The 22,327-nt window shown below is 71.2% G+C and carries 17 protein-coding genes; 11 read left to right on the top strand and 6 right to left on the bottom strand.

The features are described 5' to 3' along the window. Positions 1-42: 42 nt before the first annotated feature. From ngcE to ACIQPQ_RS20945, 9 genes are all read left to right on the top strand, one after another. Positions 43-1,506 (top strand): N-acetylglucosamine/diacetylchitobiose ABC transporter substrate-binding protein, encoded by a 1,464-nt coding sequence (gene ngcE / locus ACIQPQ_RS20985; protein WP_401305814.1) that lies wholly within the window; start codon positions 43-45, stop codon positions 1,504-1,506. A 58-nt stretch (positions 1,507-1,564) separates the two neighbouring features. Then, positions 1,565-2,491, top strand: a complete 927-nt coding sequence (locus tag ACIQPQ_RS20980; RefSeq protein WP_383777768.1) for a carbohydrate ABC transporter permease — start codon at positions 1,565-1,567, stop codon at positions 2,489-2,491. Positions 2,492-2,493: 2 nt separating this feature from the next. Further along, positions 2,494-3,459 (top strand): carbohydrate ABC transporter permease, encoded by a 966-nt coding sequence (locus tag ACIQPQ_RS20975; protein ID WP_401305812.1) that lies wholly within the window; start codon positions 2,494-2,496, stop codon positions 3,457-3,459. A 233-nt stretch (positions 3,460-3,692) separates the two neighbouring features. After that, positions 3,693-4,892, top strand: coding sequence for an ROK family transcriptional regulator (locus tag ACIQPQ_RS20970; protein WP_383777770.1), 1,200 nt, complete (start codon positions 3,693-3,695; stop codon positions 4,890-4,892). Between the two features lie 134 nt (positions 4,893-5,026). Next, positions 5,027-6,115 carry a sugar ABC transporter substrate-binding protein gene (locus ACIQPQ_RS20965; RefSeq protein ID WP_401305810.1) on the top strand — a complete coding sequence of 363 codons (1,089 nt, stop codon included), beginning with the start codon at positions 5,027-5,029 and terminating at the stop codon, positions 6,113-6,115. A gap of 272 nt (positions 6,116-6,387) precedes the next feature. Next, positions 6,388-7,179, top strand: a complete 792-nt coding sequence (locus ACIQPQ_RS20960) for an ATP-binding cassette domain-containing protein (RefSeq protein WP_383777685.1) — start codon at positions 6,388-6,390, stop codon at positions 7,177-7,179. Beyond that, on the top strand, positions 7,176-8,534 hold the full coding sequence (locus tag ACIQPQ_RS20955) for a sugar ABC transporter permease (protein WP_401305808.1): 1,359 nt from the start codon (positions 7,176-7,178) through the stop codon (positions 8,532-8,534). The genes ACIQPQ_RS20960 and ACIQPQ_RS20955 overlap by 4 nt, the downstream gene beginning before the upstream one ends. Positions 8,535-8,851: 317 nt before the next feature. After that, on the top strand, positions 8,852-10,771 hold the full coding sequence (dxs, locus tag ACIQPQ_RS20950; protein ID WP_383777690.1) for a 1-deoxy-D-xylulose-5-phosphate synthase: 1,920 nt from the start codon (positions 8,852-8,854) through the stop codon (positions 10,769-10,771). Between the two features lie 172 nt (positions 10,772-10,943). Further along, positions 10,944-12,443 carry an amino acid permease gene (locus ACIQPQ_RS20945; protein ID WP_401305805.1) on the top strand — a complete coding sequence of 500 codons (1,500 nt, stop codon included), beginning with the start codon at positions 10,944-10,946 and terminating at the stop codon, positions 12,441-12,443. 180 nt (positions 12,444-12,623) lie between these two features. On the opposite strand, the gene ACIQPQ_RS20940 is transcribed toward ACIQPQ_RS20945, so the two are convergent. Further along, positions 12,624-13,034, bottom strand: a complete 411-nt coding sequence (locus ACIQPQ_RS20940) for an NTP pyrophosphohydrolase (protein WP_383777694.1) — start codon at positions 13,032-13,034, stop codon at positions 12,624-12,626. Between the two features lie 71 nt (positions 13,035-13,105). Here ACIQPQ_RS20940 and ACIQPQ_RS20935 point away from each other — a divergent pair, with 71 nt between their 5' ends. Further along, positions 13,106-14,125: a hypothetical protein gene (locus tag ACIQPQ_RS20935; RefSeq protein WP_401305803.1), complete on the top strand. Its 1,020-nt coding sequence runs from the start codon at positions 13,106-13,108 to the stop codon at positions 14,123-14,125. A gap of 79 nt (positions 14,126-14,204) precedes the next feature. Here ACIQPQ_RS20935 and ACIQPQ_RS20930 read toward each other — a convergent pair whose 3' ends face one another. The 5 genes from ACIQPQ_RS20930 to ACIQPQ_RS20910 all read right to left on the bottom strand — a co-directional run bounded on the left by ACIQPQ_RS20930 (position 14,205) and on the right by ACIQPQ_RS20910 (position 21,093). Next, positions 14,205-16,334, bottom strand: coding sequence for a 3-hydroxyacyl-CoA dehydrogenase NAD-binding domain-containing protein (locus ACIQPQ_RS20930; RefSeq protein WP_401305801.1), 2,130 nt, complete (start codon positions 16,332-16,334; stop codon positions 14,205-14,207). After that, the gene (locus ACIQPQ_RS20925) at positions 16,331-17,548 is read right to left on the bottom strand and encodes a thiolase family protein (RefSeq protein ID WP_401305799.1); all 1,218 of its coding nucleotides are present in this window, start codon (positions 17,546-17,548) and stop codon (positions 16,331-16,333) included. Before ACIQPQ_RS20925 ends, ACIQPQ_RS20930 begins: the two co-directional genes overlap by 4 nt. 368 nt (positions 17,549-17,916) lie before the next feature. Next, a complete protein-coding gene (locus ACIQPQ_RS20920) occupies positions 17,917-19,224 on the bottom strand; it encodes a ribonuclease D (protein WP_401305797.1) in 1,308 nt (435 codons plus the stop codon). A gap of 119 nt (positions 19,225-19,343) precedes the next feature. Then, positions 19,344-20,006 carry a response regulator transcription factor gene (locus tag ACIQPQ_RS20915; RefSeq protein WP_003972894.1) on the bottom strand — a complete coding sequence of 221 codons (663 nt, stop codon included), beginning with the start codon at positions 20,004-20,006 and terminating at the stop codon, positions 19,344-19,346. A gap of 418 nt (positions 20,007-20,424) precedes the next feature. Beyond that, a complete protein-coding gene (locus ACIQPQ_RS20910) occupies positions 20,425-21,093 on the bottom strand; it encodes a DUF3000 domain-containing protein (protein ID WP_401305794.1) in 669 nt (222 codons plus the stop codon). A gap of 162 nt (positions 21,094-21,255) precedes the next feature. Between ACIQPQ_RS20910 and hemE the strand changes: the two genes are divergently transcribed. Continuing rightward, positions 21,256-22,323: a uroporphyrinogen decarboxylase gene (gene hemE / locus ACIQPQ_RS20905; protein ID WP_401305793.1), complete on the top strand. Its 1,068-nt coding sequence runs from the start codon at positions 21,256-21,258 to the stop codon at positions 22,321-22,323. The last annotated feature ends 4 nt before the right edge of the window (positions 22,324-22,327 follow it).

The raw sequence follows: 22,327 nt of genomic DNA, 5'->3' as shown, positions 1-22,327 counted from the left end.
CGGTTCACCGCCTGAGTCCTGTATGAAGGCGAGGACTTGAGCATGGGATTCACCACTGCGTCCGATTCGGCTGAAAACCGGGGTTCCGCGAGCGTCGACCGCCGCGCCCTGATCAAGCGCTCCGCGGCGCTCGGACTTCTCTCCACCACCACGGTCGGATTCCTCTCCGCCTGCGCCAGCAGCGGCGGCGACAGCCAGGACAAGGCGAAGACCGGAAAGAAGTCCGAGAAGAATCCGCTCGGCGTCAACGACACGGCCACGATGGAATTCGTGCTGTTCGACGGCGGATTCGGCAAGGAGTACGCCGAGGACGCGGTGAAGATCTACGAGAAGGCCTTTCCCGAGGTCTCCGTGAAGTTCTCGGCCACGCAGAAGATCCAGTCCACGCTCCAGCCCCGCTTCAACCAGGGCAACCCGCCGGACCTCATCGACAACTCCGGTGCCGAGCAGATGGACATGGGCGTCCTGGTCGGCAAGAAGCAGCTCGCCGACCTCACCCCGCTGCTGGACGCCCCGTCCTACGACGACCCGGCGAAGAAGGTCCGCGACACGCTGCGCCCCGGCATCGTCGAGATGGGCCAGTTCGACGGCGACCCGGTCTGGATCCTCTACTACGCCTACACGGTCTACGGCGTCTGGTACTCGCAGAAGGCCCTCGACTCCCTCGACGCGACGTACCCGGAGACCTGGGACGAGATGCTCGCGGTCTGCGCCAAGGCCAAGAAGAAGGGCATGGCGGGCTGGACCTACGCGGGCAAGTACCCGTACTACCTGCCCTTCTCGCTCTACCCGATGATCGGCAAGGTCGGCGGCCGGGAGGTCCTGGACGCCATCGACAACCTGGAGCCGAACGCCTGGAAGCACCCGGCGGTCAAGGCGTGTTTCGACGCCTACTACGAGCTGTACCAGAAGGGCTACGTCCTCAAGGGCACCCCCGGCCTCGACCACATCCAGTCGCAGACCGCCTGGGCCCAGGGCAAGGCCCTGTTCCTCCCGAACGGTTCCTGGGTGGAGAACGAGTCGGCCAACGTCATCCCCGCCGACTTCGGCCTCGCGGTCTCCGCGCCCACCGGCATCGACAGCTCCGACAAGCTGCCGTTCGGCACCATCTGGGCCTCCGGCGGCGAACCGTTCGTGGTGCCCGCCAAGGCGGCGAACGCCCCCGGCGGCATGGAGCAGTTGCGCATCATGCTCAGCGAGGCGTCCTCCCGGAACTTCACCGCCAAGGTCAAGTCGCTCACCGCCTACGACGGCGGCACCGACGGCATCACCCTCACCCCCGGCCTGAAGTCGGGGGTCGCCGCGCTCCAGAAGGCGGGCGACAACGTGGTGAACCCGCGCCTCCAGGACTGGTACGTGCAGCTCCAGAAGGAGAAGATCGGCGTCGCCGGACTGGGCGAGATGATGGCCGGCCGCCTCACCCCGGCCGAGGCCGTGAAGAAGATCCAGGGATTCGCCGACGAGGCCGCCAAGGACACCTCGATCAAGCATTACAAGCACCAGTGACGGAAGCCGGGCGATCCCCGTCCTTCCACCGCGCACCACCGAAAGCACCGGAGTGACGATGCAGCACGGCAAGTACCGCTTCATCGTGGGGTTCCTGGCGCTGCCCCTCGGCATCTACACGCTCTTCGTGATCTGGCCGTTCGTCCAGTCCATCTACTACTCGTTCACGGACTGGACCGGCCTCAGTCCCGAATTCACGATGGTGGGTCTGGACAACTACCGGAGAATGCTGGACGACGACATCTTCTGGAAGTCCCTCCAGCACAGTCTGGTGTTCGCCCTGGTGCTGCCGCTGGTGACGCTGGCCCTCGCCCTTTTCCTCGCCTTCATGATCAATGTCGGCGGCCGGCGGAGAAAAGGCGGCCCGGTGATCTCCGGGGTGCGCGGCTCGTCGTTCTACAAGATCGTGTACTTCTTCCCGCAGGTCCTCTCGATCGCCATCGTGGCCCTGCTGTTCGCCTTCGCCTACAACCCCGACAGCGGCGCCATCAACTCCTTCCTGCGCGGGATCGGCCTGGACGGGGTGCAACCGCTCTGGCTGGGCGATCCCGACCTCGCGCTGTGGTGCGTGATGGCGGTGCTGCTCTGGTCGACGGTCGGATTCTTCGTGGTGCTGTTCTCGGCGGGCATGGCGTCGATCCCCGCCGACCTGTACGAGGCCGCCCTGCTCGACGGGGCCGGGCGGGCCACCACCTTCTTCCGCGTGACCCTGCCGCTGCTCTGGGACACCGTGCGCTCCGGCTGGGTCTACCTCGGCATCCTCGCGCTGGGCGCCGAGTCCTTCGCGGTCGTGCAGATCATGACGACCGGGCCGGGCGGCCCCGACTACTCGACCACCGTCCTCGTCCTGTACGTCTACCAGAAGGCGTTCCGCGACGGTCAGGCCGCCTACGCCACCACCATCGGCGTCGCCCTGCTCGTCGTGACGCTGGCCTTCGCCGCCGTCGTGATGCGGCTCGGGCGGCGCGAGCGGCTGGAGTACTGAGCATGAGCATCGACAAGACCACCGAGCCGCCCCAGCCGCCGCGGCCCCCGGAGCCCGTGGCCCTCACCAAGGAGGACGCGCGGCCCGCGGACCGCTCCCCCCGGAAGGACCACGGGGACCGCAAGGGCAGCGGCACCAGGGGTGAGGGTCAGGTCCTCAACGCCTTCTCGCACGGCCTGCTCGTGCTCTGGGCGGTCATGGTCGTCCTGCCGCTGCTGTGGGCGGTGATGACCTCCTTCAAGGACGACCGCTCCATCTTCGGCTCGCCCTGGTCGCTGCCCGACCGGCTGCACTTCGACAACTGGTCGCGGGCCTGGACCGAGGCCCACATGGGCGAGTACTTCCTCAACACCGTGCTGGTGGTGGGCGGTTCGCTGATCGGCACGCTGGTGCTGGGCTCGATGGCGGCGTACGTCCTGGCCCGGTTCGACTTCCCGGGCAACCGCTTCATCTACTTCCTGTTCATCGGCGGCATGAGCTTCCCGATCATGCTCGCGCTGGTCCCGCTGTTCTATGTGGTGAACAACATGGGCCTGCTCAACACCATCCACGGGCTGATCCTGGTCTACATCGCCTACTCGCTGCCGTTCACCGTGTTCTTCCTGACGGCGTTCTTCCGCACCCTGCCCACCTCGGTCGCGGAGGCCGCCTTCGTCGACGGCGCCTCGCACAGCCGGACGTTCTTCCGGATCATGCTGCCGATGGCCAAGCCCGGCCTGGTCAGCGTCGGCATCTTCAACTTCCTGGGCCAGTGGAACCAGTACATGCTGCCGACGGTGCTCAACACCGACCCCGACAAGCGCGTCCTCACCCAGGGCCTCGTCCAGCTCGCCGTCAGCCAGGGCTACAAGGGCGACTGGTCCGGCCTCTTCGCCGGGCTGGTGATGGCGATGCTGCCGGTCCTGGCCGCGTACATCGTCTTCCAGCGGCAGGTCGTCCAGGGCCTGACGGCCGGTGCGGTGAAGTAGGCGGGGCCGCAGGCCCGGCCCGGCGCTCGTTGATCAGTTGGAGGCCCTCGGTAGCACTGCGCAGCCACCCGAACGCACGCCGTTCCACCCCGGACGAACGGCGCCGTTCAGTGTGTGCACGATCGCGATTGGTGTTCAACCTCTTGACGGGAGGCAACCCGAACAGCTCAGCTTAGAGTTCACTTGTTGGACATGGGGCCTCATCGAAGCGGCCCCGCGCGCAGGAGGTCGTCGTGGAGACTCCGGGGTCGCAGTCGTCGCTGCACCGAGCCAACCTGGAGCGCGTCGTGCGCGCCGTGCGTCTGGCCGGGTCCCTCACGCAGGCGGAGATCGCCCGGACCACCGGACTGTCGGCCGCGACCGTGTCCAACATCGTGCGGGAGCTGAAGGACGGCGGCACGGTCGAGGTCACCCCCACCTCGGCGGGGGGCCGGCGCGCGCGCAGCGTCAGTCTGAGCGGGGACGCCGGCATCGTCATCGGGGTCGACTTCGGGCACACCCACCTCCGGGTCGCGGTCGGCAACCTGGCCCACCAGGTGCTGGCCGAGGAGTCCGAGCCGCTCGACGTGGACGCCTCCTCGGCGCAGGGCTTCGACCGGGCGGAACAGCTGGTCACCCGGCTGATCGAGGCCACCGGCGTGGACCGGACGAAAATCGCCGGAGTGGGCCTCGGCGTCCCCGGCCCGATCGACCTGGAGTCCGGCACCCTGGGCTCCTCCGCCATCCTGCCCGGCTGGATCGGCACCCGGCCCGCCGAGGAGCTGCGGGGGCGGCTCGGCGTGCCCGTGCACGTGGACAACGACGCCAACCTCGGCGCCCTCGGCGAGATGGTCTGGGGCAGCGGCCGGGGCGTACGTGATCTTGCTTACATCAAGGTCGCCAGCGGCGTCGGCGCCGGTCTGGTGATCGAGGGGAAGATCTACCGGGGACCCGGCGGCACCGCAGGTGAAATAGGACATATTACACTGGACGAATCCGGCCCTGTCTGCCGCTGCGGCAACCGGGGCTGCCTGGAGACCTTCGCGGCCGCCCGCTACGTCCTGCCGCTCCTCCAGTCCAGTCACGGCACGGATCTCACGATGGAGGGTGTGGTGCGGCTCGCCAGGGACGGAGACCCTGGCTGCCGTCGGGTGATCGCCGACGTGGGCCGCCACATCGGCAGTGGAGTCGCCAATCTCTGCAACCTGCTGAACCCGAGCCGGGTGGTCCTGGGCGGTGATCTCGCCGAGGCCGGTGAGCTGGTGCTCGGTCCGATCAGGGAGTCCGTCGGCCGCTACGCGATCCCGAGCGCGGCACGTCAACTCTCCGTTCTCCCGGGGGCACTTGGCGGTCGCGCCGAGGTGCTTGGAGCGCTCGCTCTCGCCCTCAGCGAGATGGGCGATTCAACCCTTTTGGACGGCACTCTGCCGGCGATCGCACCTGCCTTCACTTAGAGAACGAATGAGGCCGTTGCCATCTCGTTAAGTATTTACTTCTTGACGTCGCACGTGCGGCCGAGTTGACTTCCAGCCACCTCGGCCGCAGCGTTGCGGCCCTGTCAGGGAGGCACACCCCAATGAACGCAACGATGCGCAGAGTCGTGATCGGCGCCACCGCCGTCACCATGGCGGTCTCGATCGCCGCTTGTGGCAAGGCCGGCGACGACGACAACGACTCGGGCAGCAGCAGCAACTCCGACAGCAAGTCGATCGGCCTGCTGCTCCCCGACAGCGTGACCGCGCGCTACGAGAAGTTCGACAAGCCGCTCTTCGAGGCCAAGGTCAAGGAGCTCTGCTCCGACTGCAACGTCGAGTACGCGAACGCCGCGGCCGACCCGGCCAAGCAGGCCCAGCAGGTCAGCAGCATGATCACCAAGGGCGTCAAGGTCATCGTGATCTCCGCCCAGGACTCGGCCGCGATCAAGTCCTCGATCCAGTCCGCCGTGGACAAGGGCATCAAGGTCATCGCGTACGACCGCCTCGCGCAGGGCCCGGTCTCCGCGTACGTCTCCTTCGACAACGTCAAGGTCGGCGAGCTCCAGGGCCAGGCCCTCCTCGACGCCCTCGGCGCCAAGGCCACGCCGAAGGCCAAGGTCGTCATGATCAACGGTGACGACGCCGACCCCAACGCCGCGCAGTTCAAGGAAGGCGCCCACAAGGCGCTCGACGGCAAGGTCGACATCGCCTACGAGCAGTCCGGCCTGTGGAAGGACACCGTCGCCGCGCAGAAGGTCTCCGCCGCCATCACCCAGCTGGGCGCGAAGAACATCGCGGGCGTCTACTCCGCCAACGACGGCATGGCCGGTGGTATCGCCAACACCCTCAAGGGCGCGAAGATCAGCGGCATCCCGCTGACCGGCCAGGACGCGGAGCTCGCGGGTATCCAGCGCATCGTCGCCGGCACCCAGTCCTCCACCGTCTACAAGGCCTTCAAGCCCGAGGCCGACGCCGCCGCCCAGCTCGCGGTCAACCTGCTGGAGGGCAAGGACATCAAGTCCCTCGCCACCCAGACCCTGACCAGCGGCTCCGGCGACAAGGTGCCCTCGCAGCTGCTGACCCCGGTGTCGGTCACCAAGGCCAACATCAAGGACACGGTCGTCGCCGACAAGCTGTACACGGTCGACGAGATCTGCACCGCCGAGTTCGCCGCCGCCTGCAAGGCCGCCGGCCTCCAGTAAGCGGTCCGCGCACCCCGCGCATCCGGTCCGGGTCCCCAGCGGGGGCCCGGACCCCGGCCGCTGAGCGGCCCCGCGAGCCCCTCCGGCGCCCGCCCCGCCCACACACCCCGCTGCGGGGCGGGCGCCGGACGGAACCGTTGCCAAGTGCGGCGGATTCGCGCATGTTCATCTTGTAAACCTTGTGCCGCGGCGCCCGGTTCCTCCCGGCCCGCGCACATCCCTCCGCGCCTGTCCCACAGCGCGGCATCCCCGCCGGTCAGGCGGCGAAGGAGATGGTTCACGTGTCCGCTACGCCCGTGCTGGCGTTGCGCGGAGTCTCCAAGCGGTTCGGTGCGGTGCAGGCACTCACCGACGTAGAGCTGGAGGTCCACGCCGGAGAAGTGGTCGCCCTGGTGGGCGACAACGGCGCAGGAAAGTCCACCCTGGTCAAGACGATCGCGGGCGTCCACCCCATCGACGAGGGCGTCATCGAGTGGGAGGGCAGGCCGGTCAGCATCAACAAGCCGAACGACGCCCAGACCCTCGGCGTCGCGACCGTCTACCAGGACCTCGCGCTCTGCGACAACCTCGACGTCGTCGGCAACCTCTACCTCGGTCGCGAGCTGCTGCACCGCGGCGTCATCGACGAGGTCACGATGGAGAAGAACGCCCGCGAGCTGCTGAGCACCCTCTCCATCCGCATCCCGAGCGTGCGCATCCCGATCGCCAGCCTCTCCGGCGGTCAGCGCCAGGTCGTCGCCATCGCGCGCGCCCTGATCGGCGACCCGAAGGTCGTCATCCTCGACGAGCCGACCGCCGCCCTCGGCGTCGAGCAGACCGCGCAGGTCCTCGACCTCGTCGAGCGGCTGCGCGAGCGCGACCTCGGCGTCATCCTCATCAGCCACAACATGGCCGACGTCAAGGCGGTCGCGGACACCGTCGCCGTCCTGCGCCTGGGCAAGAACAACGGCTCCTTCCCCGTGAAGGACACCAGCCACGAAGAGATCATCGCCGCGATCACCGGTGCCACGGACAACGCCGTGACCCGTCGTGCGGGGCGTCGCACCCCGGAGGCGGCAAAGTGAGCGACACGTCCAAGACCGTGCAGAGCGGCGACACCCCCGCCGGCGACGGCCTCAAGAAGGCCGACGGCGTCGTGGAGGACCAGGCCACCGTCGCGCCCGCCGACGACCCCACGGCCGCCCCGGTCGCCGTCGTCGACCCGCGCCTGCTGATCCGCGAGGAGGGCCTCAAGGGCTACCTCACGGAGTTCAAGCGCAAGGTCAAGGGCGGCGAGCTGGGCTCGCTGCCGGTCGTCGTGGGCCTGATCGTCATCTGGACGATCTTCCAGTTCCAGAACGACCGCTTCCTGAGCGCCGACAACCTGTCGAGCATCAGCTACTTCATGGCCGCCACCGGCATGCTCGCCATCGGCCTGGTCTTCGTGCTGCTGCTCGGCGAGATCGACCTGTCGGTGGGCTCCGTCAGCGGTCTGGCGTCCACGCTCTTCGCCGTGTTCGTGGTGGACCACACCATGAACCCCTGGCTGTCGCTCGCGCTCACCATCCTCACCGGTGTCGCCATCGGCGCCCTGCACGGCTGGTTCTTCGCCAAGATCGGCGTCCCCGCCTTCGTCGTCACCCTCGCCGGCTTCCTCGGCTGGAACGGCCTGATGCTGTGGCTGCTGGGCTCCAGCGGCACCATCAACATCCCGTCCGACTCCGGCCCGGTGCACCTGCTCGGCCAGGGCTCGTTCTTCATGGACCAGGCCATCGTCGGCGCCTACCTCCTGGCCGGTCTCGGCGTGCTCTCCCTGGCGTACGGCTCCTTCAGCGACCAGCGCCGCCGCAAGGCCGCCGGGGTGCCCTTCCGGCCCACCAGCGAGATCGTGCTGCGCGTCGGCGCCCTCGCCGTCGCCTCCTTCGCCGCCGCGGCCGTCCTGAACAACGCCTCCGGTGTCTCCAACGCCCTGGTGATCTTCCTGATCGCCCTGGTCGTCGTCGACTTCGTGCTCCGCCGGACCACCTTCGGCCGCCAGGTCTTCGCGGTCGGCGGCGGCATCGAGGCCGCCCGCCGCGCCGGTATCAACGTGCCGCTGGTCCGCATCACCGTCTTCGCCATCGCCGGTGGCTTCGCCTCGATCGGCGGTATGTTCTTCGCCGGTCAGACCGCGAGCGCCACGCTGAACGCCGGTGGCGGCAACACGCTGATGCTGGCCATCGCCGCGGCCGTCATCGGCGGCACCAGCCTCTTCGGCGGACGCGGCACCGTCTGGTCCGCCCTCCTCGGCATGCTGGTCATCCAGTCCATCCAGACCGGCCTGGACCTGCTCAACATGAACACCTCGATCCAGTACATGATCACCGGTGGTGTCCTGCTCGGCGCGGTCGTCATCGACTCCGTGTCCCGCAAGAGCCAGAAGGCCGCCGGCCGAGGCTGACCCGGGGCCCCGCGGGGCCGCCCGACCTCACGACCGTGCCCGGTACCCCTGTCGGTACCGGGCACGGTCGTCTGCGGCCACCGGCCGCTCCCGCTCGGCCCGGTCCCGGCCGCCCCCGCCCCCGGCCGTCTCCCCCTTCGGCCGTACGCGGACTCGCCCGTATGTCCGAGCCGCCGTTCACACAGTCATGTCATAGGAGACGTCCATCATGGGTACGGCCGAACCGTGACGTATGACGCAAGGGGCGGGCGCCGTCCTCCGGGGCGGAACATTAGACTCGACGAACCCGGCAACAGCTCTACTGCAAGGAGGCACGGGTGCCGCTGCTGACCCGCATCACGGGACCGCGCGATCTGGACCGGCTCAGCCCGGAGGAGCTGGACCAGCTGGCCGAGGAGATCCGCGCCTTCCTCGTCGACGCCGTCTCCAAGACCGGCGGCCACCTGGGACCCAACCTCGGCGTGGTCGAGCTGACCCTCGCCCTGCACCGCGTCTTCGAGTCCCCGAAGGACAAGGTGCTCTGGGACACCGGCCACCAGTCCTACGTGCACAAGCTGCTCACCGGCCGCCAGGACTTCTCCCGCCTGAAGATGAAGGGCGGCCTCTCCGGCTACCCCTCGCAGGCCGAGTCCGAGCACGACGTCATCGAGAACAGCCACGCCTCCACCGTGCTGGGCTGGGCCGACGGCATCGCCAAGGCCAACCAGATCCTCGACCGCGACAGCCACGTCGTCGCCGTCATCGGTGACGGCGCCCTCACCGGCGGCATGGCCTGGGAGGCGCTCAACAACATCGCCGAGGCCAAGGACCGCCCCCTCGTCATCGTCGTCAACGACAACGAGCGCTCCTACGCGCCCACCATCGGCGGCCTCGCCAACCACCTGGCGACCCTGCGCACCACCGACGGCTACGAGCGCTTCCTGGCCCGCACCAAGGACCTCCTGGACCGTACCCCGGTCGTCGGCAAGCCCCTCTACGAGACGCTGCACGGCGCGAAGAAGGGCCTCAAGGACTTCATCGCCCCGCAGGGCATGTTCGAGGACCTCGGCCTCAAGTACGTCGGCCCCATCGACGGCCACGACATCGAGGCCCTGGAGTCCGCCCTCACCCGCGCCAAGCGGTTCGGCGGCCCCGTCATCGTGCACTGCCTCACCGAGAAGGGCCGCGGCTACCAGCCCGCCCTCCAGGACGAGGCCGACCGCTTCCACGCCGTCGGCAAGATCCACCCCGACACCGGCCTGCCCATCGCCACCTCCGGCGCCGACTGGACCTCCGTCTTCGGCGAGGAGATGGTCAAACTCGGCGAGGAGCGCGCGGACCTCGTCGCCATCACCGCCGCGATGCTCCAGCCGGTCGGCCTCGACCGCTTCGCCAAGGCCTTCCCCGACCGGGTCTACGACGTCGGCATCGCCGAGCAGCACGGCGCCGTCTCCGCGGCCGGCCTCGCCCACGCGGGCGTCCACCCCGTCTTCGCGGTCTACGCCACCTTCCTCAACCGCGCCTTCGACCAGGTCCTCATGGACGTCGCCCTGCACAAGTGCGGTGTCACCTTCGTCCTGGACCGGGCCGGCGTCACCGGCACCGACGGCGCCTCCCACAACGGCATGTGGGACATGTCGATCCTCCAGGTCGTCCCCGGACTGCGGCTCGCCGCCCCGCGCGACGCCGACCAGGTCCGCGCCCAGCTCCGCGAGGCCGTCCAGGTCGACGACGCCCCGACCGTGGTCCGCTTCTCCAAGGGCGCCGTCGGCCCCGCCGTACCGGCCGTCGGACGCGTCGGCGGCATGGACGTCCTGCGCGAGCCCGGCACCGACACCCCGGATGTGCTCCTCGTCTCCGTGGGCGCCCTCGCCCCGATGTGCCTGGAGATCGCCACCCTCCTGGACCGGCAGGGCATCTCCACCACCGTCGTCGACCCGCGCTGGGTCAAGCCCGTCGACGAGGCCCTCGCCCCGCTCGCCGACCGCCACCGCGTCGTCGTCACCGTCGAGGACAACTCCCGCGTCGGCGGCGTCGGCTCCACCATCGCCCAGGCCCTGCGCGACGCCGGGGTCGACGTGCCGCTGCGCGACTTCGGCATCCCGCCGCGCTTCCTCGACCACGCCTCCCGCGCCGAGGTGATGACCGAGATCGGCCTGACCGCCCCCGACATCGCCCGCCAGGTCACCGGCCTCGTCTCCAAGCTCGACGGCCGCTTCGACAGCGCGACCCCGGAGGTCGAGGCCGCCCGCGACTGACCGACGGCCGCCCCCGGGGGCGTACGCGCCGTCCGACCCGCCGAACGGGCCGGTTCCACCGCTGACCGAGTGGTGGAACCGGCCCGTTCGTGTGACCTCGGCGTGCCGGGGCATACGCGGAGAACCCCCTCTCGATCATGTCCAGGACGACACAGCGTGGGAGGTACACCCCGTGAGCAGCACCCTCTTCCGGACGAAGAAGGTCGAGCAGTCCATCCGCGACACCGAGGAACCGGAGCACGCCCTCAAGAAGTCCCTGTCCGCGCTGGACCTGACGGTGTTCGGCGTCGGGGTCATCATCGGCACCGGCATCTTCGTGCTCACCGGCACGGTCGCCAAGAACAACGCCGGACCCGCCGTCGCCCTCGCCTTCGTGGTGGCCGGCGTCGTCTGCGCCCTCGCCGCCCTCTGCTACGCCGAGTTCGCGTCCACCGTCCCCGTGGCGGGCTCCGCGTACACCTTCTCGTACGCCTCCCTCGGCGAACTGCCCGCCTGGATCATCGGCTGGGACCTCGTCCTGGAGTTCGCGCTCGGCACGGCGGTGGTCGCGGTCGGCTGGTCCGGCTACATCGCCTCGCTCCTCGACAACGCGGGCTGGCACCTCCCCGACGCCCTCGCCGGGCGGGACGGCGCCGACGGCTTCGGCTTCGACATCCTCGCCGCCGCCCTCGTCCTGGTCCTGACCGTCATCCTCGTGCTCGGCACCAAGCTCTCCGCGCGCGTCACCTCGCTCGTCGTCGCCGTCAAGGTGACCGTCGTCCTCGTGGTGATCATCGCGGGCGCCTTCCTCGTCGACGGCGACAACTACGACCCGTTCATCCCCAAGGCGCAGGAGGTGCCCGCGGGCGACAGCCTCCAGTCCCCGCTGATCCAGCTGATGTTCGGCTGGGCCCCCTCCAACTTCGGCGTCATGGGCGTCTTCACCGCCGCCTCCGTCGTCTTCTTCGCCTTCATCGGCTTCGACGTCGTCGCCACCGCCGCCGAGGAGACCCGCAACCCGCAGCGCGACATGCCCCGCGGCATCATCGGCTCCCTCATCATCTGCACCACGCTCTATGTCGCCGTGTCGATCGTCGTCACCGGCATGCAGCACTACACCGACCTGTCGGTCACCGCGCCGCTCGCCGACGCCTTCAAGGCCACCGGGCATCCCTGGTTCGCGGGCTTCATCAGCTTCGGTGCCGCCGTCGGCCTCACCACCGTCTGCATGATCCTGCTGCTCGGCCAGACCCGCGTCTTCTTCGCGATGAGCCGCGACGGACTGCTGCCGCGCTTCTTCTCCCAGGTCCACCCCCGCTTCAAGACCCCGCACCGGCCGACCATCCTGCTCGGTGTCCTCATCGCGATCCTGGCCGGATTCACCCCCCTCAGCGAACTCGCCGAACTCGTCAACATCGGCACCCTCTTCGCGTTCGTGGTCGTCGCCATCGGCGTCATCATCCTGCGCCGCACCCGCCCCGACCTGCCCCGCGCCTTCCGCACCCCCTGGGTCCCGGCCCTGCCGATCATCTCGGTCCTGGCCTCCCTCTGGCTGATGCTCAACCTCCCCGCCGAGACCTGGCTCCGCTTCGCCGTCTGGATGGTCATCGGCGCCGTCGTCTACTTCCTCTACGGCCGCTCCCACAGCCGCCTCGGCCAAGCCGAGAAAACCCCCGCCCCCCTCGACAGCTGACCCCACCCGCAGCCCCGCCCGGCCCCGCCCGTCCCGCCCCGGCGACGACGGCGGGGCCGCGTCGTACCCGGCCCCGCGAGGACCCCCGCACCGGCCGGGACCCGCCTCTCCCGCCCCGCTCCGGCCCCGTGCCGTCCCGGCCCCGGAGACCCGTTCACCCGCCCACCGCCGCAGGCCCGCTCAGCCGCCCGCGCCCCGAGGCTCCCGTACCGCCCGAGGCCCCGTGACCTCCGCCCCCAGCTCCGTCACCCGGCGCCGCAGCTCGCGGTCGGCGGTGACGACCAGGCGGGGGCGGTCCGGGGCGGCGGCGATCAGGGTGACCATGTGGTCGTCGCCGTCGGCGGGGGCCGACTCGACGTGGACGCCCGGTACGGACGCCACGCCGCGGGCCGCGCCCTCCACCACCAGGACGATCTCCACCGGGCCGGGATGGCCGGGGAGACCGCGTGCGGCCAGGAGGTCGCGGAGGCGTTCGGCGGCGCCGCGGCGGTCCCGCCACCAGCCGTCGGGCACCGACCCGACCACGTTCGCCCCGTCCACGACCACCAGCAGCGGCCCGTTCGTCTCGTCCCCGGTGTCTGCGGCGTCCATGCGGCCAGGGTCGCACGGAGCCCCGGCCCCGCGTGGCGGCCCCCTTGCGGCGCCGACATAAAGTGAGCCGGGTGAACGGCGAATGGCTCATGCGTGGTCGCGACGGACGGCTCGGTGTCTACCTGTCGACCGGCGACGCCGTGCTGTGCCGGGTGGAGGAGGGGCCCGGCGGCCCCTGGGAGGCCACCCCGCGGAAAGCCGGCGGCGACCAGAAGCTGCACCCGGTCCTCGCCACGGGACAGGGCCCCGACGAGTACGTCCACCTCGTCAGCTGGCGGCCCACCGTGCGCGGCGAGTCGGGCCTCGTGCACTCCACCCACTTCCGGCCCCGGCTCGCGCCCCTGGACTGGCTCCCGATCGGCCACCCCGACCGCACGGGCGGCCGTACCGGCGATCCCGCGGTCGCCGTGGACGCCCAGGGCCGGGCCCACGTGTTCGTCGCGGACAGGACCGGCGGACTGAGCATGGTCGCGCAGAAGGAGAAGGGCGGCTGGGACCCCTGGCGCCGGCTCAAGGGCAGCGGTCTGCGCGACGAACCGGCCGCCGTCACCACCGAGTCCGGCCTGGTCGAGGTCTACGCGGCGGCCCCGGGCACGATCCTGCACTGGCGGCAGGAGAAGGCCGCGGCCGTGCCCGTTGCGGGGGAGCCCCTGGAGACCTCCGTCCGCCCCGGCACCCTGCGCGCCCTCGCCACCTCCGCGGAGCACACCACGCTGTTCTACACCGACGAGTCGGGCGACCTGTGCGCCTGGCGTCCCGGCGGCAAGCCCACCGCCCTGCTCACCGCGGCCGGACCCGGCCGGGTCGCCGCCGTGCGCTGCGTCCTCGACGGCCACGACTGCACCCTGCTCGCCCAGCGCGCCGCCTCCGGCCGGATCGCGTTCGCCGCCTACCCCACCGAACAGGAGTCCGCGGGCGCCTGGTGGACCGAGTCGGGCCCGCCGCTCCCGGCCGACGCGCGGATCTCCCTCGCCGTCGACGAGCACGGCGACGTCGTCGCCGCCACCCTCACCCCCGCCACCGGCCGCCTCCTCCTCACCCGCCGCAAGGACGAGCCCGGCCTCGCCCTGGAGGCCTGGCGCGAGGTCTGAGACCCCGTAACGGGGGGCCGGACGGGGAAAGGGCCCCCGCGTCGACGCGGGGGCCCTTCTCACAGCTTCACGGCACCGGTCACACCGGGACGGAGGCCACGCCCGGGGCGAGGAACTTCTTGCCGTTGACGCGCTCCGAGACACCCTCGCGGTCCAGGTACGGCGTGATGCCGCCCAGGTGGAAGGGCCAGCCCGCGCCGGTGATCAGGCACAGGTCCACGTCCTGCGCCTCGGCGACGACGCCCTCGTCGAGCATGAGCCCGATCTCCTGCGCCACCGCGTCCAGCACCCGGGCCCGCACCTGCTCCTCGGTGAGGACGGTGTCGCCCTGCTTGAGGAGGGCCGACACCTCGGGGTCCAGCTCCGGCCTGCCGCTGTCGTAGACGTAGAAGCCGCGCTTGCCCGCGTCGACGACCGCCTTGAGGTTCGGGGAGACCGTGAAGCGGTCCGGGAACGCCCGGTGGAGGGTCTCCGAGACGTGCAGGCCGATCGCCGGACCGACCAGCTCCAGCAGCACCAGCGGCGACATCGGCAGACCGAGCGGCTCGACGCCCTTCTCGGCGACCTCGACGGGAGTGCCCTCGTCGATGACGTTCTGCACCTCGCCCATGAAGCGGGTCAGCACCCGGTTGACGACGAACGCCGGGGCGTCCTTCACCAGCACCGCGGTCTTCTTCAGCTTCTTGGCGACACCGAACGCCGTGGCCAGCGAGGCGTCGTCGGTCTGCTCGCCGCGCACGATCTCCAGCAGCGGCAGCACCGCGACCGGGTTGAAGAAGTGGAAGCCGACGACCCGCTCGGGGTGCTTCAGCTTCGACGCCATCTCGGTCACCGACAGCGAGGAGGTGTTGGTGGCGAAGATGGCGTGCGCCGGGGCGACCGCCTCCACCTCCGCGAACACCTGCTGCTTGACGCCGATCTCCTCGAACACGGCCTCGATGACGAAGTCCGCGTCCGCGAAGCCCTCGGCCTTGTCCAGCACACCGGAGACCAGCGCCTTGAGGCGGTTGGCCTTGTCCTGGTTGACGCGGCCCTTGGCGAGCAGCTTGTCGATCTCGGCGTGGACGTAGCCCACGCCCTTGTCGACGCGGGCCTGGTCGATGTCGGTCAGCACGACCGGCACCTCCAGACGGCGCAGGAACAGCAGCGCGAGCTGCGAGGCCATCAGGCCCGCGCCCACGACGCCGACCTTGGTGACGGGCCGCGCGAGCGACTTGTCGGGCGCGCCCGCGGGCCGCTTGCCGCGCTTCTGCACCAGGTTGAACGCGTAGATCCCGGAGCGGAGTTCGCCGCCCATGATGAGGTCGGCGAGCGCCCGGTCCTCGGCGTCGAACCCGGCCTGGAGGTCACCGTCCTTGGCGGCGGCGATGATGTCCAGCGCGCGGTAGGCGGCCGGGGCCGCGCCGTGCACCTTGGAGTCGGCGACGAACCGGCCGCGCGCGACGGCCTGGTCCCAGGCCTCGCCGCGGTCGATCGCGGGACGCTCGACGACGATCTCGCCCTTGAGGACGGACGCCGTCCAGATCAGCGACTGCTCCAGGAAGTCCGCGCCCTCGAACAGGGCGTCGGCGATGCCCAGTTCGTGGACCTGGACGCCCTTGAGCTGCCTGTTCTGGTTGAGCGAGTTCTCGATGATCACCGAGACGGCCTTGTCGGCGCCGATCAGGTTCGGCAGCAGCGCGCAGCCGCCCCAGCCGGGCACCAGGCCGAGGAAGACCTCGGGCAATGAGAACGCGGGCAGCGCGGCGGACACCGTGCGGTAGGTGCAGTGCAGGCCGACCTCGACACCGCCGCCCATGGCCGCGCCGTTGTAGTAGGCGAAGGTCGGCACGGCCAGGCCCGCGAGGCGCTTGAAGACCTCGTGGCCGCCCTTGCCGATGGCCAGCGCGTCCTCGTGCCGCTTCAGCAGCTCGACGCCCTTGAGGTCGGCGCCGACGGCGAAGATGAACGGCTTGCCGGTGACGCCGACACCGACGACGTCCCCGGCGGCGGCCTCCTTCTCCACCTGGTCGATCGCGGTGTTCAGGTTCGCGAGGGACTGGGGGCCGAAGGTGGTCGGCTTGGTGTGGTCGTGCCCGTTGTCCAGGGTGATCAGGGCGAAGCGCCCCGCCCCCAGCGGCAGGTCGAAGTGCCGTACGTGGGCGGCGGTGACGACCTCGTCCGGGAACAGCTCGGCCGCGCCCTTCAACAGTTCGGCGGTGGTGCTCACTTGTCCCCCTCGAAGTGCGGGTTCTCCCAGATGACCGTCGCGCCCATGCCGAAGCCGACGCACATGGTGGTCAGGCCGTAGCGGACGTGCGGCTGCTCCTCGAACTGGCGGGCCAGCTGCGTCATCAGGCGGACGCCGGAGGAGGCCAGCGGGTGGCCGAACGCGATGGCGCCGCCGTACTGGTTGACGCGCGCGTCGTCGTCGGCGATGCCGTAGTGCTCCAGGAAGGCCAGGACCTGGACGGCGAACGCCTCGTTGATCTCGAAGAGGCCGATGTCGGAGATCGACAGGCCGGCCTGCGCGAGGGCCTTCTCGGTGGCCGGGATCGGGCCGTAGCCCATGACCTCCGGCTCGACGCCCGCGAAGGAGTAGCTGACCAGGCGCATCTTGACCGGCAGGCCGTTCTCGCGCGCGAAGTCCTCGGAGGCGATGAGGGAGGCGGTCGCGCCGTCGTTGAGTCCGGCCGCGTTGCCCGCGGTGACCCGGCCGTGGACGCGGAACGGGGTCTTCAGACCGGCGAGGTTCTCCAGCGTGGTGCCCGGCCGCATCGGCTCGTCGGCGGTGACCAGGCCCCAGCCGGTCTCGCCCGCCTCGGGGTTGGTGCGGCGTACGGAGACGGGGACCAGGTCGGCCTGGATCTGGCCGTTGGCGTAGGCCTTGGCGGCCTTCTCCTGGGAGCGGACCGCGTACGCGTCGGCGCGCTCCTTGGTGATCCGCGGGTACCGGTCGTGCAGGTTCTCCGCGGTCATGCCCATGAAGAGGGCGGACTCGTCGACCAGCTTCTCGCTGACGAACCGCGGGTTGGGGTCGACGCCCTCGCCCATGGGGTGACGGCCCATGTGCTCGACACCACCGGCGACGGCGACGTCGTAGGCGCCGAAGGCGACGGAACCGGCGACCGAGGTGACCGCCGTGAGGGCGCCCGCGCACATGCGGTCGATGGAGTAGCCGGGCACGGAGGTCGGCAGACCCGCCAGGATGCCGGCGGTGCGGCCGAGGGTGAGACCCTGGTCACCGATCTGCGTGGTCGCGGCGATGGCGACCTCGTCGATCTTCTTGGGGTCCAGGCCGGGGTTGCGGCGCAGCAGCTCCCGGATCGCCTTCACGACGAGGTCGTCGGCGCGGGTCTCGTGGTAGATGCCCTTCGGGCCCGCCTTGCCGAACGGGGTACGGACGCCGTCGACGAAGACGACGTCCCTGACGGTACGAGGCACGATGGCTCTCCTCCAGGGTGCGGGATGGCACTGCTGCGGCGCGCCGGCACTGAGCGCGCGCTCAGGTTCATGCTACTTGTGGGTAACGTAGCTGCACAGTCCTGCCGGTCGGAGCGGCGAATGTCACACGCCCGGCCCACCGGAAACCGGCCGTCCGCCCCTTCCGGCGCTTCCGCGCCTCCTCGTGATCTTGGCTGGATCTCGCCGCCCAGACCGCCGCAAAACCCCCGGGTGTACGAGTTTCCCCAGTTCGGCCCGCGCGGTCCGGAGGACGGCGAGGGGCCCGCCCCGCGCGGTCGGTCTCCCGAGCCGCTGAGCGGACCCCTGAGCGCTCCGCACGCCCGGCCCGCCGGACGGTCCCCGTCCCGCTACTCCGCCGTCTCCCCGCCCCCGTCGGCGCCCGCCAGGGCCGTCACCAGGGTCGGGGCGACCTGCTCGATCTGCCAGGGGCGCGCCCCCAGGGCCGTCAGGGCGGCCGTCACGGCGGGCGCGTCGGCCGGGCGGGGCGGTTCCCAGCAGACGCGGCGGACCGTGTCGGGGGAGATCAGGTTCTCCTGCGGCATGTTCAGCTCCTCGGCCAGCGCCGAGACGGCCGAGCGGGCGGCCGACAGGCGGGCGGCGGCCTCGGGGTCCTTGTCCGCCCAGGCGCGCGGCGGCGGGGGACCGGTGACCGGCTGGCCGGGCTGCGGCAGCTGGGACTCGCTCAGCGCCTTCGCCCGGTCCACCGCGGCCTGCCACTGCTCCAGCTGGCGTCGGCTGGTGCGGTGCCCGAAGCCGTTCAGCGCGCCGAGTGCGTGCGCGTCGGAGGGCAGGGCGAGCGCCGCCTCGACGATCGCCGCGTCGGACAGCACCTTGCCCGGCGACACGTCCCGCCGCTGGGCGATCCGGTCGCGGGTCTGCCACAGCTCGCGCACCACCCCGAGCTGGCGGCGGCGGCGCACCTTGTGCATGCCGGACGTACGGCGCCAGGGGTCCTTGCGGGGCTCGGGCGGCGGCGCGGCGGCGATCGCGGCGAACTCCTGGTGGGCCCAGTCGAGCTTGCCCTGCCGGTCCAGCTCCTTCTCCAGCGCGTCGCGCAGGTCGACGAGGAGTTCGACGTCGAGCGCGGCGTAGCGGAGCCAGGGTTCGGGGAGCGGGCGGGTCGACCAGTCGACGGCGGAGTGGCCCTTCTCCAGGACGTAGCCGAGGACGTTCTCGACCATCGCGCCGAGGCCGACGCGCGGGAACCCGGCCAGGCGGCCGGCCAGCTCGGTGTCGAACAGCAGGGTGGGCACCATGCCTATCTCCCGCAGGCACGGCAGGTCCTGGGTGGCGGCGTGCAGCACCCACTCGACACCGGACAGGGCCGCGCCGAGGGCGGAGAGGTCGGGGCAGGCGACGGGGTCGATCAGCGCGGTGCCCGCGCCCGCCCGGCGCAGCTGGACCAGGTAGGCCCGCTGGCCGTAGCGGTAGCCGGAGGCGCGTTCGGCGTCGACGGCGACGGGGCCGGAGCCGGCCGCGAAGGCGGCGATGACCTCGGCGAGGGTGTCCGCGTCGGCGACGACGGGGGGAATGCCCTCGCGAGGTTCGAGCAGTGGTGTCGGCGCCCCGGAAGCAGTGGTTCCGCCGTCGTCCGGAGGGGCGCCTCCGGTGGTTCGCAGTGAGCTGGCTGCTGCGGTTTCTTGGGCGTCGGTCACCTGTCAAGGGTATCCGTGTGTGGACGGCGCCCGCCGACGGAACGTTCCGTCGAGGGGCGCCGCGGGGTCGTGAACAAGTCAGGTCGGTGAGGACTCGGGACGGGCCGTCCGGCGGGCCGTCAGTGGATGATGCCGGTGCGCAGGGCGACCGCGACCATGCCGGCCCGGTCGCCCGTGCCCAGCTTGCGGGCGATGCGCGCGAGGTGGCTCTTGACGGTCAGCGCGGACAGGCCCATGGAGACGCCGATCGCCTTGTTGGACTGGCCCTCGGCGACGAGCCGGAGCACCTCCACCTCGCGGCCGGACAGCTCGCGGTAGCCGCCCGGGTGGCTCGGGGCACCCGGGGGGCGGCGGTGGAGGCGGGCGGCGGCCGCGCCGATGGGGGCGGCGCCGGGGCGGGTGGGGAGCCCGACGTTGGTGCGGGTGCCGGTGACGACGTAGCCCTTCACGCCGCCCGCGAGGGCGTTGCGCACGGCGCCGATGTCGTCGGCCGCGGAGAGGGCGAGGCCGTTGGGCCAGCCCGCGGCGCGGGTCTCGGACAGGAGGGTCAGGCCCGAACCGTCGGGCAGGTGGACGTCGGCGACGCAGATGTCGCGGGGGTTGCCGATGCGGGGACGAGCCTCCGCCACGGACGAGGCCTCGATCACGTCGCGCACACCGAGCGCCCACAGGTGGCGGGTGACGGTGGAGCGGACGCGGGGGTCGGCCACGACCACCATGGCGGTGGGCTTGTTCGGGCGGTAGGCGACCAGGCTTGCGGGCTGCTCGAGGAGAACGGACACCAGGCCTCCTGGGTGGGGGACGACGGGGGGCCGGCTCGTGGGGATGAAGCCGGGACGAACCGTGCTTTCAAGGTCACAGTCGTCTTCGGCAGCGGACCCCGGGTCCTTTAGAGAATGATCACGATCTAGTGAGTAACAATCCGTGCAATTCGGACACGCGATCGATCATCCGAAGATCGAATCGGTTTGGGTTGAATGGCCTACGGGATCGAAAGTGGCCGTATCGACAAAGAGATGGTCAATCGGTGCGGCCGATCGGGCTACGCCGCGCATATCGGGGCCGTGGGGGGAAGGGGCCGGGTCAGGATCGCCGGGGCCGCAGGGGCGCGATCGGCTCGTGCGGGGCCGGAAACGTGAAGGACCGGGCTGCGCCTCGGAAGGCGGCAACCCGGTCCTGACCGGCCGGTGCGGGGGAGTGTCAGCGTGCCTGCGGGTCCCGCCGCTGCGGGAGGGTGACGACCGAGGCGTCGCCGGGGCCCGCCGGGGGCAGCCCCGCGACCTGGGCCAGCAGATCGCTCCAGGCCGCCAGGTGCGCCGCCGTGTCCGGCACCCCGCCCAGGCCCTCGCGGGGCGTCCAGGAGGCGCGGATCTCGATCTGGGAGGACGCCGGGCGCTCGGAGAGCCCGCCGAAGTAGTGCGAACTCGCGCGCGTCACCGTGCCGCTCGGCTCGCCGCAGGTCAGCCCGCGCGTCTGGAGCGCGCCCGTCAGCCAGGACCAGCACACGTCCGGCAGCAGCGGGTCGACGGCCATCTCCGCCTCCAGCTCGGCCCGGATCAGCGTCACGAGGCGGAACGTCCCGCGCCAGGCGTCGTGCCCGGCCGGGTCGTGCAGCAGCACCAGCCGTCCGTCGGCGAGGTCCTGGTCGCCGTCCACGACGGTCGCCTCCAGCGCGTACGCGTGCGGGGCGAGGCGCTGCGGGGCCGGGGTCGGGTCGATCTCGATCTCGGGCCGCAGCCGGGCGGCCCGCAGCGCGTCGACGGCGGCCCGGAAGGGCGGCGGCCCCGACCTGCTCGCATCCCGGTCCTCCGCCTTCGCGTCGTCCATACCGCCCGTGCCGTCCGACAGTCGTCCCTGAGCCGCAGCCATGCGGGGAAGATTAAGGGGAACGGGCGCTTCGCGCAGGGCAAGACACCCGTGCGCGGACCCCGGACGGCTGCGCGCTGGGCGAACACGCGCGCGCACGCCGTGTGTGCGAGGGGCCGCCGGGGGCGATCGGGAGGGCCGCGGGGGCGTGGGAGACTTGCCGTCGTGAGCGTGAACGAGAGCCCCGCGGGCCGCCAGCCGACAGCGACGTACGACAGCGCCTTCCTGAAGGCGTGCAGGCGCGAGCCCGTGCCGCACACGCCCGTCTGGTTCATGCGGCAGGCGGGCCGTTCGCTCCCGGAGTACCGCAAGGTCCGCGAGGGCGTCCCCATGCTGGAGTCCTGCACGCGGCCCGAGCTGGTCACCGAGATCACCCTCCAGCCGGTGCGGCGGCACGGCGTGGACGCGGCGATCTACTTCAGCGACATCGTCGTCCCGCTCAAGGCGATCGGCCTCGACCTCGACATCAAGCCCGGCGTCGGCCCGGTCGTCGAGGAGCCGATCCGCACCCGCGCCGACCTCGCCCGGCTGCGCGACCTCACCCCCGAGGACGTCTCCTACGTCACCGAGGCCATCGGCCTGCTCACCGCCGAACTGGGCGCCACCCCGCTGATCGGCTTCGCGGGCGCCCCCTTCACCCTCGCGAGCTACCTCGTCGAGGGCGGCCCGTCGCGCACGTACGAGAACGCCAAGGCGATGATGTACGGCGACCCCCGGCTCTGGGCCGACCTGCTGGACCGGCTCGCCGACATCACGGCCGCCTTCCTGAAGGTGCAGATCGAGGCGGGTGCCTCCGCCGTGCAGCTCTTCGACTCCTGGGCGGGCGCCCTCGCCCCCGCCGACTACCGCCGCTCGGTGCTCCCCGCCTCCGTGAAGGTCTTCGACGCCGTCGCCGGGTACGGCGTGCCGCGCATCCACTTCGGCGTCGGCACCGGCGAGCTGCTGCGCCCGATGAGCGAGGCCGGTGCCGACGTCGTCGGCGTCGACTGGCGCGTCCCGCTGGACGAGGCGGCCCGCCGGATCGGGCCCGGCAAGGCGCTCCAGGGCAACCTGGACCCGACCGTCCTGTTCGCGGGCACCGAGGCCGTCGAGACGAAGGCCCGCGAGGTCCTCGACGCGGCGGCGGGCCTGGAGGGCCACGTCTTCAACCTCGGGCACGGCGTGATGCCGTCCACCGACCCGGACGCCCTCACCCGCCTCGTGGAGTACGTCCACACGCAGACCGCCCGCTGACCGG

It is taken from the genome of Streptomyces sp. NPDC091281, assembly GCF_044757425.1.
Lineage (GTDB): Bacteria > Actinomycetota > Actinomycetes > Streptomycetales > Streptomycetaceae > Streptomyces.
The sequence above is the reverse complement of the archived record's forward strand: the minus strand, read 5'-3'. Positions and strand labels throughout refer to the sequence as shown.

Bases quoted from the DNA above. Each gene is read 5' to 3' on its own strand.
- ngcE (WP_401305814.1), top strand. From the start codon at position 43: ATGGGATTCACCACTGCGTCCGATTCGGCTGAAAACCGGGGTTCCGCG.
- ACIQPQ_RS20980 (WP_383777768.1), top strand. From the start codon at position 1,565: ATGCAGCACGGCAAGTACCGCTTCATCGTGGGGTTCCTGGCGCTGCCC.
- ACIQPQ_RS20975 (WP_401305812.1), top strand. From the start codon at position 2,494: ATGAGCATCGACAAGACCACCGAGCCGCCCCAGCCGCCGCGGCCCCCG.
- ACIQPQ_RS20965 (WP_401305810.1), top strand. From the start codon at position 5,027: ATGCGCAGAGTCGTGATCGGCGCCACCGCCGTCACCATGGCGGTCTCG.
- ACIQPQ_RS20960 (WP_383777685.1), top strand. From the start codon at position 6,388: ATGGTTCACGTGTCCGCTACGCCCGTGCTGGCGTTGCGCGGAGTCTCC.
- ACIQPQ_RS20940 (WP_383777694.1), bottom strand. From the start codon at position 13,034: ATGGACGCCGCAGACACCGGGGACGAGACGAACGGGCCGCTGCTGGTG.
- ACIQPQ_RS20910 (WP_401305794.1), bottom strand. From the start codon at position 21,093: ATGGCTGCGGCTCAGGGACGACTGTCGGACGGCACGGGCGGTATGGAC.